Source organism: Shinella fusca, assembly GCF_014203155.1.
Taxonomy (GTDB): Bacteria; Pseudomonadota; Alphaproteobacteria; order Rhizobiales; family Rhizobiaceae; genus Shinella; species Shinella fusca.
The window spans coordinates 97,851-110,094 of the sequence record NZ_JACHIK010000006.1; the positions used below are offsets into that span (position 1 = coordinate 97,851).

Genomic DNA, 12,244 nt, shown 5'->3' on the forward strand with positions numbered 1-12,244 from the left:
TTGGTTCTCCTGCGGACGGCCGCTTTGCGCTGAAAATCAGGGCCTTCCGAGCCCCTTAGCATAGTATGGCAGCGCTAGAGCACAGATTTCTGTCACAATAAAGAGCGGCCGGGGATTATGTTTAATCCGGCCTCGATGCCTTACGTGAGAACGCAGCGGATCAGTCCGCGCAGCGAATTGCCGGCAAAGATCGTGCCGCTCTTAAGGTCTTCCGGCAGCAGCCTCGCTTCGACGGCCCGGCCGGTTTCCAGCAGCTCTTCCCGCAGCACGCCGGCCAGAAGGCCCGAAGCGAGCGGTGGCGTCTTGAGGATGCCGGAACCGTCGTCGAGGAAGAGCGAGGTGATGGTGCCTTCGCAGACCTCGCCGCGCTCGTTGAGAAGCAGCACCTCGTCGGCCTCCGTTGCGGGAAACTCGGCGCGCGCGGCGGCGTAGAGGGTGCGGCGGGAGGTCTTGTGGCGCAGCAGCGGATCGGTGGAGGAGAGGCGGGTAGTCGCGATCCGGAGGCGCCAGACCGTGTTTTCGGCAAGGGGCGCGAAGGGTGCCGTCTGCACCTCGATGCGGCCGTCGGGGAAGAGTTCGAGACGGATGCGGAGAGGTGTCGGTTGTGGCACACCCCCCTCTGCCCTGCCGGGCATCTCCCCCACAGGGGGGGAGATTGGGTGGGGGGACGCCTTGCCCATTTCAGTGGCCGCGGTTGAGAGATGACCTTGCCTCTTGCCAATCTCCCCCCCTGTGGGGGAGATGCCCGGCAGGGCAGAGGGGGGTAGAGCCTCATATAATGCGCTTTCCGCTTTCTCCGCCCCCGCCAACCCCAGCGCTGCGGCCGAGCGCGCCAGCCGCGCCAGATGCCGCTCCAGCCGCACGAAGCCGCCGCCCCGCTCCCACCGCAATGTCTCGATCAGCGAGAAATCCATTGGTCCCCCACGGCGAAGCGCGCCTTCAGCAGGCATTCCTCGTATTCGGCCTCGGCGGTGGAATCGAAGACGATGCCGCCGCCGACGTTGAAGACGGCGTTGCCGCCCTCGAAGAGCGAGATGGTGCGGATGGCGACGTTGAAGCGCATGGTGCCGTCCGGGGCGATGACGCCGATGGCGCCGCAATAGGCGTCGCGCGGGCCGTCCTCCAGGTCGTGCAGGATCTCCATGGCGCGCATCTTCGGCGCGCCGGTGATCGAGCCGCAGGGGAAGAGGGCGGCGAAGATGTCGCGGATCGCGAGGCCGGGCAGGAGTTTCGCCCGCACATGGCTCACCATCTGGTGCACGGTCGGGTAGGTCTCGACGGCGAAGAGCTTCGGCACGTCGAGCGTGCCGACCTCGGTGATGCGCGAGATGTCGTTGCGCAGGAGGTCGACGATCATGCGGTTCTCCGCCTGCGTCTTCACGTCCGCCTGCATCGCGGCGACGATTTCCGCGTCCTCCGCCGCATTTTTTCCCCGTGCCGCGGTGCCCTTCATCGGATGCGTCTCGATCCAGCCGTCCTTGTCGACGTCGAAGAAGAGCTCCGGCGAGCGGGAGAGGAGAAGCGGCCCGTCGAGCGAGACGAAGGCGCCGTAGCGAACCGGCTGGCGCTCGATCAGCGACCAGAAGGCGGCGAGCGGATCGCCGGTCCAGCGGGCGCGGATCGGCATGGTGAGGTTCGCCTGGTAGCAGTCGCCCTGCCGCAGATGCCGGTGCAGGCGCTCGAAGCGGCTGCGGTAGGTGTCGAAATCCCAGTGCGCCTTGGGCTCGCTGAGGAAGGGTTCGTTCTCGACGCGGTGACGCGGCCTTGCGAGCGGATGATTTTCCGCCGGCTTCTCGAAGATGCCGAAGCTCATCAGCGGGGTCGGGCGGTTTTCCTCCGCGAGCGGCGCCAGCTTCCTTTCGAAGAGATGGCCGGCCTCGTAGCTCATGAAGCCGGCGATCCAGTGGCCCTTTTCATGCGCCGCCTGCAGGGCCGCGAAGGCCGGCTCGAAGCCGGCGCGCTCGCGCACGGTGACGACCGCGACCGGATCGGCGAAAACCACCGTCCGGTCCTCGCGGTCGTCCCTGAGGAGCACAAAGCGTTCGCGGTCGGTCATGCTTGTGTCCGGCGTTCGAGGTCAGGCCTTATCAAGCGCTTCCAGTTCGTCGATCAGCCCCTCGATCATCGACAGTCCCTTGCTCCAGAACGACGGATCGCTGGCGTCGAGGCCGAAGGGCTTCAGCAGCTCGGTGTGATGCTTGGTGCCGCCGGCCTTGAGGAGGTCGAAATACTTCTCCTGGAAGCCGGTCTCGGCCTGTTGGTAGACGGCATAGAGCGAGTTCACCAGGCAATCGCCGAAGGCATAGGCATAGACGTAGAAGGGCGAATGGATGAAGTGGGGGATATAGGCCCAGTAGGTTTCGTAGCCCTCGGAAATGCGGATTGCCGGCCCGAGGCTTTCCTCCTGCACGGAGAGCCAGAGCTCGCCGATCTGGTCGGAGGTGAGCTCGCCTTCCTTGCGCGCGGTGTGGACCTTGCGCTCGAATTCGTAGAAGGCGATCTGGCGCACGACCGTGTTGATCATGTCCTCGACCTTCTGGGCGAGCATGGCTTTGCGCTCGCGCTTGTCCTTCGTCTTGTCGAGAAGGCTGCGGAAGGTCAGCATCTCGCCGAAGACGGAGGCGGTCTCGGCGAGCGTCAGCGGCGTCGAAGCCATCAGCGCGCCCTGGCCGCCGGCCAGCACCTGATGCACACCATGGCCGAGCTCATGGGCGAGCGTCATCACGTCGCGCGGCTTGCCCATGTAGTTGACGAGCACGTAGGGATGCGCCGAGGGCACCGTCGGATGGGCGAAGGCACCCGGCGCCTTGCCGGGGCGCACCGGCGCGTCGATCCAGCCCTTGTCGAAGAAGTCCTTCGCGATGGCGGCCATTTCGGGGGCGAAGGCGCCGTAGGCGGCAAGCACGGTGTCGCGCGCCTCGCTCCACGGGATCGTCGCATCGGGTGTCTCGGGAAGGGGCGCATTGCGGTCCCAATAGTCCATCTGCTCCATTCCGAGCCACTTCGCCTTCATCGCATAGTAGCGGTGGGAAAGGCGCGGATAGGCTTCGCGCACGGCTTCCGCCAGCGCGGCGACCACTTCCGGCTCGACGCGGTTGGCAAGGTGGCGGCTGTCGGCGATGTCGGCAAAGCCCCGCCAGCGGTCGGAGATCTCCTTGTCCTTGGCGAGCGTGTTGGTGATCAGCGTGAAGGTGCGGATGTTCTCCCGGAAGGTCGCGGCCAGCGCCTCGGCGGCCTTGCGGCGGGCCTCGCCGTCCGGCGACTGGAGCTGGTTGAGGGCGATCTCCAGCGGCACCTCCTCGCCGTCGATCGTGTAGCGGAGCGAGGCCATGGTCTCGTCGAAGAGGCGGTTCCAGGCGGCCGCGCCGGTCATCGATTTTTCAAGGAAGAGCTGCTCGGTCCTGTCGTCGAGCTGGTAGGGCTTGTCCTTGCGCAGGTCCTCGATCCAGGGGGCGTAGTGCGCTGCAAGCGCGTCGCTCTTCAAGGCGGCCGCGATGCGCTCGTCCGCTATCCTGTTGAGTTCAAGGGAGAAAAACAGGAGATGCGCGCCGAGGTCGGTGAGGCTGGCCTGCACGTCGCCGTAGAACTTGCCGTTCGCCGGATCGGTCGTGTTGGTGAAATAGGTGAGGCCGGCATAGGAGACGATGCGGCCCATCACGTCCTCCAGCGCCTCGAATTCCTTCACGGCTGCGCCGATGCCCTCGTCGCCCGTCTTTTCGGTCGCCGCGTCCAGCTTGCCCTTCCACTTCGCCTCGAAGGTGAGCGTGTCGGCCTCGGCCTTCTTCATGTCCGCCTTGAATTCGGCAGAATCGGGCGCGGGGTAGAGATCGGCGAGGTTCCAGCCGGGAAGGTCGCCGAGCGCGGCGCTGGCTGCGGCCTCTGCCGGCGCGAGGGCGATCGAGGGGGCGGGGAAAATGCGGTTCATCGTCATCTCTCTTTCAGGCGGGCGGAACGGCCCCTTGCTTGCGTCGGCAATGGTTAAAATGCAAGCCTTTCTCAAAACGGCATGTTCAACCCTTTCTGCCATGGTCCGCCAGTGTCCAGTTCCCTTGGGCGTGCATGACGCGCGCCTTCAGGCAAGGAGGTTCCAGTGACGGCCCATATTCTTGTCATCGACGACGATCCTGTCCAGCGCAGGCTTCTCAAGAACATGATCGAGCGCTCCGGCCATGTCGCCCACATGGCGGAAAACGGCCGTGCGGGCCTCGACCTGCTCGATCGCAAGGGAGGCCTCATCAACGTGATCCTGCTGGACCTGATGATGCCGGAGATGAACGGCTCGGCCTTCCTGGAAGCGCTCGCCGAGCGCGAGAACACCATTCCCGTCATCGTGCAGACGGGGCAGGGCGGCATCGAGACGGTGGTCTCGGCCATGCGCGCCGGCGCCTTCGATTTCGTGGTCAAGCCCGTCTCGCCCGAGCGGCTCAACGTCGCGGTCGGCAACGCCCTGAAGATGGACCAGCGGGAGGGCCGCAGCCGCACCGGCCGCCGCAACAGGTCCGAGACCGTGCATTTCGACGACATCGTTTCGGCGAGCCCGGAAATGCTGCGCGTCATCGAGCTCGGCCGGCGTGCCGCCCAGTCGAACATCCCCGTCGTGCTGGAGGGCGAATCCGGCGTCGGCAAGGAAATGGTCGCCCGCGCCATCCAGGCGGGAAGCGAGCGGGCCGGCAAGCCTTTCGTGACCGTCAATTGCGGGGCGATCCCGCACAATCTCGTGGAAAGCATCCTCTTCGGCCACGAGAAGGGCGCCTTCACCGGGGCGAGCGAGCGCCATACCGGCAAGTTCATGGAGGCCGACGGCGGCACGCTGTTCCTCGACGAGATCGGCGACCTGCCGCTCGAGGTGCAGGTGAAGCTCCTGCGCGCCGTGCAGCAGGGCGAGATCGAGACGATCGGCGCGCGTTTTCCCCAGAAGGTCAATGTCCGCCTCATCTCGGCGACCAACCGCGACCTCATCAACGAGGTGCGCGAGGGCCGTTTCCGCGAGGACCTCTACTACCGCCTCAACGTCTTCCCGATCACCATCCCGGCGCTGCGCAAGCGCAAGGAGGACATCCCCGTCCTCGTGCGCGCCTTCGTGCAGCGCTTTGCCGGCGAGCAGAAGCTTGCCCGCCCGCTCGCCGTCTCGGCCGGCGCCATGGCGCTGCTGACGGCCTATGACTGGCCGGGCAACATCCGCCAGCTCGAGAACGCCATCTTCCGCGCCGTGGTGCTGGCGGAAGGCGACGAGCTGCGCGCGGCCGATTTCCCGCAGATCGCCGCGCAGGTGCCGGGCTACGGCCTTGCCGAGGACGGCGCGGTCACCTGGGAGGCGGCCAGCCTGCACACCCCGGAGCCCGCCTCCGAGACGCGCCTGCCGAGCGTCTATCCCGATTTCAAGCCGAGCGAATCGGCCGACGCAGCGCACGGGCCGGAGAACGCCATTTCCAGCGTCGACAAGGGCGGCCATGTGCGCAAGCTCGCCGATGTCGAGGAGGAGCTGATCCGCTTCGCGCTGAAATTCTACCACGGCCAGATGAGCCAGGTGGCCCGCAAGCTGGGCATCGGCCGCTCGACGCTCTACCGCAAACTGAAGGATTACGGCATCGATCCGGACGATCCGTTGAAGGAAGCTGCGTAAAACCCCCGTAAATCCCGGTCTTCCGGGATTTCTCGATTGCCGTTTATTCCCTGTTAGTGGATTGTTCACTATAAGGGGCTCGCGGCGGGAAGTGTGGCGGATTTGCCATGCTCTCACCGCAATTGGCAGTCATCTGGGACAGCGGACGTTCGTTGTCCTCCGGACGGGGAAAGAGTTGGCAAATTTGTTCGCATCGATGAAGCGCCCGGGAGCCTCCCTGGGCAGCCTCTGCAAGACAGTGTTGCACAAGCTGCCCAAGGTTCTTACCACGGCTGTGCTCTCTGCTGCCCTCATCCTGCCGGCAACCATTCCCGCGACCGTCCAGGCCGAGAGCGGCAACCGCACGCTCAAGCTCTATTTCCTCCATACGCGCGAAAAGGCCGAGATCACCTTCAAGCGCAACGGGCGCTATGATCCGCGCGGCCTCAAGCAGCTCAACCAGTTCCTGCGCGACTGGCGCCGCAACGAGCCGACGAAGATGGACCCGCGCCTCTTCGACCTCGTCTGGGAAGTCTACCAGAAGGTCGGCGCTACGGGTTACATCAACGTCGTTTCCGCCTATCGCTCGCCGGCCACGAACTCCATGCTGCGCTCGCGCACAAAGGGTGTCGCCAAGAAGAGCCAGCACATGCTCGGCAAGGCGATGGACTTCTTCATTCCCGGCGTGAAGCTGGCGACGCTGCGCGCCACCGCCATGAAATTCCAGGTGGGCGGCGTCGGTTTCTACCCGACCTCCGGCTCGCCCTTCGTGCATCTCGACGTCGGCAGCGTGCGCGCCTGGCCGCGCATGAGCCGGCAGGAGCTCGTCAGCCTCTTCCCGGACGGCAAGACCATGCATGTCCCGACCGACGGCAAGCCGCTGCCGGGCTACCAGCAGGCCGTCGCCGACTACAAGCGCCGCGTCGGTGCGGATGCCATCCAGGTTGCCGGCGGCGGATCGAACCCGTCCGCATCCAAGCGCAGCAAGGGCTTCCTTGCCAGTCTCTTCGGCGGAGGCGGCGACGAGGATGAAGAGCCCGAAATGATCGCCAGCAACGTCGCCATCGCCGACGATTTCGACGCGGGCGGCGGCAAGGCGAAGGCGGCGCAGGACACCACGCCCGTCGCGGCCGCCGAAACCGAGACGGAGCTTGCCTTCACCGCCCCCGTGCCCGGCAGCCGTCCGGCCTTCAAGGCGGCCGAGGAAACGACCGAGCTTGCGCTTGTCGCCCCGGCGACGAGCGGCGCGGCCGCGGCACTGGAAGCGGCGACGACGGGCGAGGACAAGCCTGAATTCGCGGACCTTTCCGCCTACAAGATCCCGCTGCCGGTCATGCTCGGCGCGCGCACCGAGGCGGGCGATGCCCAGCCGACAGTGATGGCCGCTGCCGCCGTCGAGGAAGACGGCGAGGTGCTGGGCGTCGTTCCGGTTCCGGGCCTGCGTCCGCAGGTCGAGCTTGGCGGTTCGAGCACGGCGCTGATGGCCGCGGCGGAGGCCGACGTGGCCCTGCCGGCGTCAGCCGACCGTTCCGGCCTTGCCGCGCTCGCCGATCCGGCAAGGGACCTCGACGAAGGCGTGCCGGTCGAGATGGCCGCGCTCGAGCCGGAGGGCGGCGCCACCCGCTCGCTCGGCGGTACGGACGCCTTCTCGGCGAAGACGGCGGAAGAGGTGCCGGCCAAGGGCAGCCGCCCGAAGAAGAAGGACGCCGACGCCGCAAGCCGCGGCGCGATCCGCACCGAGCCGAAGCTGACGCAGAAGATCCTCTCGCAATGGGCGCTCGACCAGGGCCGCATGGCGACGCTCTCCAAGCCGGTCAAGGCGCCGCGCTTCGTCAGCCGCACGCTGCGCGCTGCGCCCACCACGGTCTACATGGCCGGCTTCCAGCCCGAGACGAAATCGATCGACGCAGGCCGCTTCAGCGGCACCGCCGTGAACTTCATGGAAGTGCGCAAGTTCGAGCGCGCCGAGAACTGAGCCGCACCGTTTTCTCCAGACAAAAAACCCGCCGGAGCGATCCGGCGGGTTTTCGTTTATCGGTATTGTTGCCTCTCTCTCCATCCTCTCCGTCGTCATGCTCGGGCTTGACCCGAGCATCCATGCTTCGGGGCGCCGGTGGATCCTCGGCTCAAGGCCGAGGATGACGGTGGAGAGGAGGGGAGGCGCGCAGGCGCCTTGTATGGAAAGTCCCTTATTCGGCGTCCGGCGGCAGCTCGATCATGCCGAGGGCCTGGAGGTAGGTGTCGAGGATGGCTTCCTGTTCCATGCGCTCGTCCTTGTCCTGCTTGCGGATCTGGATGACCTTGCGCAGGATCTTGGTGTCGAAGCCGGTTCCCTTGGCTTCGCCGTAGACGTCCTTGATGTCATCGGCGATGGTTTTCTTTTCTTCCTCGAGACGCTCGATCCGCTCGATGAACGCGCGAAGCTGGTCGCGTGCGACGCCGTGGGCATCCGACATGGTCTTCTCCTTGGATGGGCTAGAAATTCGAAAGGTGCCGTGACTTGCCGCGAACTTCCGGCAAGATCAAGGCCTATCATGCGTAGCTTCGGGATTTTCCCGTGGGAGCGGGGCTCATTCCTTCGGGCGGTTGACCTCGAAGGCGGCCTTCTGCACGTCGCTCGCCTCGCGCTGGTGCAGCGCGCGCCACTCCTCGTAGGGCATGCCGTAGATGATGTCGCGCGAGGCTTCCTTGTCGAGCAGCACGCCCGCCTCGTTCGCAGCCTCGCGATACCAGTTGGACAGGCAATTGCGGCAGAAGCCGGCAAGGTTCATCAGGTCGATGTTCTGCACGTCCGTGCGCTCGCGCAGGTGCCGCACGAGGCGGCGGAAGGCGGCGGCCTCGAATTCGGTCTGCTGTTCCTTGGTAAGCTCGGTCATCGCGTCTGTCTCAATAGGGTCCGGTGCGGGAGGGGAATATCTCGTATGTGTGCAGGGCCGGGTCCGCATTCAACCGCGCGAAGACCGGCGCGAGGCGATCGACCCAGCGAGCGATGCCGGCTTCGTCGCCGATCTCGTCCTGGCGGATCTCGATGAGCGCGTGGGCAATGCCGGGCTTCATGCAGTGGCGGAACATGGTGTCGCCGCGCAGCGCCCCGTCATAGGGCTCGTTGTCGCCGACCACGACGTCGCCGGGCGCTTCCAGTTCGGCGAGCAGCGGGCGGACGGCGCGGGGATCGCTGTCCCACAGCACCGTCACATGCCAGGGGCGCGGCACGCCCTTCCAGGCCGGCGTGAAGGAATGCATGGAGAGGACGAGCGGCGCCTTGCCGGTCTTCGCGGCGACCGCGCTTATCGTTGCGGACACAGCATCGTGATAGGGGCGGTGGAAGGTATCGAGCCGGTATTGCCATTCTTCGGGCGTGATCGGATGATTGCCTGGAACGATCGCGCCGTCGGAAATGCGCATGACGAGCGTCGGGTCGTCCTCGCCGCGGTTGGGGTCGATCAGGAGGCGGGAAAAGCGGCTCATGACCACCGGCGCGTTCAGCCGGGCATTGAGGCCGCGCACCACGCCCTCGACGCCGATATCGTAGGCGATGTGGCGCCCGAAGGCGCTTTCCGGCAGGCCGAGGCGGCCGTAGCGTTCGGGGAGGAGATTGGTGGCATGGTCCGCCAGGATGACGAGCCCGAGGGTGAGGTCGCCGTCGATGATCTCGAAGGGGGAATGGTCCTGCATGCTTTCGCCGATTGTGCGCCCGTGTCCTTTCCGTGATCGCACGGGGCGAGCTTGCCTGCAAGGCGCAAGGCCTGCGGTTGCAGGATTGATTCCCCTCGTTGTCGTGAAAATGTAATCGATTAGTGTTGCGTTGACATTCATGCCCCGCCGTCGCAAGAAAGCGCATATTCAAATCAACGGAGTTCCATCGGAAGCCGTGAGAACCAAGAGCACCAGCCCGTTCTTCCCGAAAGCCGGCAGCCTTTTCCAGGCCGGCCTCTTCCTCCTTGCGGGTTTCTTCGCCCTTTCCGTGCCCGGTGAGGCCAGGGCCGAATTCCGCGTCTGCAACGGCACGCAGAACCTCGTCGGCGTCGCCATCGGCTACCGCGCCAAGGAAGGCTGGATCACCGAAGGCTGGTGGCAGGTGCCCGCCACGACCTGCGCCACCCTGATCGAGGGCGAGCTGCAGTCGCGCTACTACTATCTCTATGCCGAGGACGCCGCCCGCGGCGGCCGCTGGACCGGTGACGTCAACATGTGCGTCGCCGAGAACGAGTTCAAGATCACCGGCGTGAAGGACTGCTTCGCGCGCGGTTTCCAGCGCATGGGCTTCAAGGAATATGACACGGGGCGGCAGGGAAGCTGGATGGTACAGCTTTCAGACACGCCAGGGACGCAGGAAAGCCAGAACTGATGAGACGGAACAGAAAAGTCAAAATCCTCGCCACGCTCGGACCGGCATCGTCTGACGAGCAGATGATCCAGAAGCTGCATGAGGCGGGAGCAGACCTGTTCCGCATCAACATGAGCCATGCCAGCCACGACGTGATGCGCACGCTGATCAGCCGCATCCGCGCCGTCGAGGCCCGCTGCGGCCGGCCGATCGGCATCCTCGCCGACCTCCAGGGCCCGAAGCTGCGCGTCGGCAAGTTCGCCAACGGCTCGGAAGAGCTGAAGCCCGGCCAGACCTTCACGCTCGACAACAAGGACGTGCCCGGCGACAACACCCGCGTCTTCCTGCCCCATCCGGAAATCCTCGAAGCGGTCAAGCCCGGCCATCGCCTCCTGATCGACGACGGCAAGCTGCACCTTCGCGCCGAGAGCGCCGACGGCAAGTCCATCGTCTGCACCGTCATTTCCGGCACGAAGATCTCCGACCGCAAGGGCGTGAGCCTGCCCGACACGCTGCTCGGCGTCGGCGTGCTGACCGAGAAGGACCGTGTCGACCTCGATGCGGTGCTCGCGACCGGCAGCGTCGACTGGGTGGCCCTTTCCTTCGTCCAGCGGCCCGAAGACCTGGCCGAAGTGCGCAAGATCGCGCGCGGCCGCGTCGGCCTGATGTCGAAGATCGAAAAGCCCCAGGCCGTCGAGCGCATCGAGGAGATCATCGAGCTTTCCGACGCTCTCATGGTGGCGCGTGGCGACCTTGGCGTGGAAATGCCGCTGGAAGCCGTTCCGGGCATCCAGAAGCAGCTCATCCGCGCCTGCCGCCGCCAAGGCAAGCCGGTCGTCGTCGCAACCCAGATGCTGGAATCGATGATCTCCGCGCCGGTGCCGACCCGCGCCGAGGTCTCCGACGTCGCGACCGCTGTCTTCGAAGGCGCGGACGCCGTCATGCTGTCGGCCGAGTCGGCCTCCGGCGACTATCCGGTCGAAGCCGTCTCCACCATGGCCTCCATCGCCAGCAAGGTCGAGCGCGACCCGCATTATCCGGGTATCATCTATGCCCAGCGCTCGACGCCCGAAGCGACCGGCGCCGACGCCATCTCGCTCGCTGCCCGGCAGATCGCCGAGACGCTGAAGCTGTCGGCCATCGTCTGTTACACCTCCTCGGGCACGACGGGCCTGCGCGCGGCGCGCGAGCGGCCGGAAGTGCCGGTGCTGGCGCTTTCGCCGGTCATCGAGACGGCGCGGCGCCTGTCGGTTGTCTGGGGCCTGCACTGCGTCGTCACGGGCGATGCGACGGATCTCGACGACATGGTCAACCGCGCCTGCCGCATCGTCGTCAGCGAGGAGTTCGGCAAGCCCGGCGACCGCATCATCATCTCGGCCGGCGTTCCGCTCGGCACGCCCGGCGCGACGAACATGCTGCGCATCGCCTACATCGCCGCCGACGGCGTCAGCGGCGTCTGAGCGGGCGATTTCCGGCAATCTATCGAAGGCGGGCTCCGGCCCGCCTTTTTGATTCCAGCGCATCGGGAATGCCCCTCATCCGCCTGCCGGCACCTTCTCCCCGCAAGCGGGGCGAAGGGGTAGGGCGCACCGTTTTCCTCAAGCAATGCCCGTTCATGGGGCACGTCCCCTCTCCCCGCTTGCGGGGAGAGGGTTAGGGTGAGGGGCAAGACTGCATATGCCGCCCTTGCGGGAGAGACTCTACGTCCGCTGGCCGGTCAGCTTCTCGGCGAGATCGCCGTATTCCTTCTGCGCCTGCCGCTCGGTGGGGTAGACGTCGAGGAAGCGTTCCCAGGCTTTCAGGGCCATCTCGTCGCGGCCGGTCTGGGTCATGATGGCGGCGACGCCCGCGAGCGCGCCGAAGTGGCGGGGCTCGATCCGCAGCACCTGGTTGATGTCCGACATGGACTTGCGGTAGTTGCCCATCTTGAAATGCAGCGTGGCGCGCTGGTTCCAGCCCTCGACATAGTCGGGCTTCAGGCGAATCGCCTCGTCGAGGAAATCGAGCGCGGCGGCATTGTTGTCCTCGCTCATCGCCTTGTCGGCCCACTGGATGAGGAGGTTGACGGTGGCGCTGCCGGAATCCTGCCATTCCCGGCGGATCCGGTCCGCGATGCCCTTGGCGGCGTCCGTGTCGCGTTCGTGCTTCAATTCGGTGAAGAGCGAGTCGAGACGCTGGGCCTGCGTGGGGAAGGCCCCGGCCTCGGCGGAAGCGGTCTGCGCCGATTGCGCGAGGACAGGGGCCGGCAGGGCGCCGGCAAGGCAAAGGCAGAGCGTGAGAAACACGAAAAAACGCATGGCGCTCATGGTAGAGCG

At 66.0% G+C, this 12,244-nt stretch carries 11 protein-coding genes; 4 read left to right on the forward strand and 7 right to left on the reverse strand.

Going from position 1 to position 12,244, the window contains the following annotated elements; genetic code table 11:
- Window positions 1–140 precede the first annotated feature (140 nt).
- The 3 genes from HNQ66_RS23825 to HNQ66_RS10895 are packed head-to-tail and all read right to left on the reverse strand — an operon-like array spanning window position 141 to window position 3,925.
- Window positions 141–950 (reverse strand): aminotransferase class IV family protein, encoded by an 810-nt coding sequence (locus tag HNQ66_RS23825; RefSeq protein ID WP_380779039.1) that lies wholly within the window; start codon window positions 948–950, stop codon window positions 141–143.
- The gene (locus HNQ66_RS10890; RefSeq protein ID WP_184144015.1) at window positions 899–2,056 is read right to left on the reverse strand and encodes an aminodeoxychorismate synthase component I; all 1,158 of its coding nucleotides are present in this window, start codon (window positions 2,054–2,056) and stop codon (window positions 899–901) included. Before HNQ66_RS10890 ends, HNQ66_RS23825 begins: the two co-directional genes overlap by 52 nt.
- A 21-nt stretch (window positions 2,057–2,077) precedes the next feature.
- Window positions 2,078–3,925: a M3 family oligoendopeptidase gene (locus tag HNQ66_RS10895; RefSeq protein WP_184144017.1), complete on the reverse strand. Its 1,848-nt coding sequence runs from the start codon at window positions 3,923–3,925 to the stop codon at window positions 2,078–2,080.
- Window positions 3,926–4,090: 165 nt separating this feature from the next.
- Between HNQ66_RS10895 and HNQ66_RS10900 the strand changes: the two genes are divergently transcribed.
- Window positions 4,091–5,623, forward strand: a complete 1,533-nt coding sequence (locus HNQ66_RS10900) for a sigma 54-interacting transcriptional regulator (RefSeq protein ID WP_184144019.1) — start codon at window positions 4,091–4,093, stop codon at window positions 5,621–5,623.
- A 175-nt stretch (window positions 5,624–5,798) separates the two neighbouring features.
- Window positions 5,799–7,577, forward strand: coding sequence for a peptidoglycan L,D-endopeptidase MepK (locus tag HNQ66_RS10905; RefSeq protein WP_380779033.1), 1,779 nt, complete (start codon window positions 5,799–5,801; stop codon window positions 7,575–7,577).
- A gap of 214 nt (window positions 7,578–7,791) precedes the next feature.
- On the opposite strand, the gene HNQ66_RS10910 is transcribed toward HNQ66_RS10905, so the two are convergent.
- The 3 genes from HNQ66_RS10910 to HNQ66_RS10920 form a co-directional block, all read right to left on the reverse strand.
- Entirely contained in the window at window positions 7,792–8,058 is a 267-nt protein-coding gene (locus HNQ66_RS10910; RefSeq protein WP_160785259.1) for a DUF2312 domain-containing protein, read from the reverse strand.
- Window positions 8,059–8,172: 114 nt separating this feature from the next.
- Complete coding sequence (locus tag HNQ66_RS10915) at window positions 8,173–8,478, reverse strand: DUF1244 domain-containing protein (protein ID WP_184144021.1); 306 nt, start codon at window positions 8,476–8,478, stop codon at window positions 8,173–8,175.
- A 10-nt stretch (window positions 8,479–8,488) separates the two neighbouring features.
- Window positions 8,489–9,277 (reverse strand): N-formylglutamate amidohydrolase, encoded by a 789-nt coding sequence (locus HNQ66_RS10920; RefSeq protein WP_184144023.1) that lies wholly within the window; start codon window positions 9,275–9,277, stop codon window positions 8,489–8,491.
- 196 nt (window positions 9,278–9,473) lie between these two features.
- Between HNQ66_RS10920 and HNQ66_RS10925 the strand changes: the two genes are divergently transcribed.
- Window positions 9,474–9,950, forward strand: a complete 477-nt coding sequence (locus HNQ66_RS10925) for a DUF1036 domain-containing protein (RefSeq protein WP_343059476.1) — start codon at window positions 9,474–9,476, stop codon at window positions 9,948–9,950.
- A complete protein-coding gene (pyk, locus tag HNQ66_RS10930; RefSeq protein ID WP_184144025.1) occupies window positions 9,950–11,389 on the forward strand; it encodes a pyruvate kinase in 1,440 nt (479 codons plus the stop codon). Before HNQ66_RS10925 ends, pyk begins: the two co-directional genes overlap by 1 nt.
- A 240-nt stretch (window positions 11,390–11,629) precedes the next feature.
- On the opposite strand, the gene HNQ66_RS10935 is transcribed toward pyk, so the two are convergent.
- Window positions 11,630–12,235 (reverse strand): tetratricopeptide repeat protein, encoded by a 606-nt coding sequence (locus HNQ66_RS10935; RefSeq protein WP_184144027.1) that lies wholly within the window; start codon window positions 12,233–12,235, stop codon window positions 11,630–11,632.
- Between the last annotated feature and the right edge of the window lie 9 nt (window positions 12,236–12,244).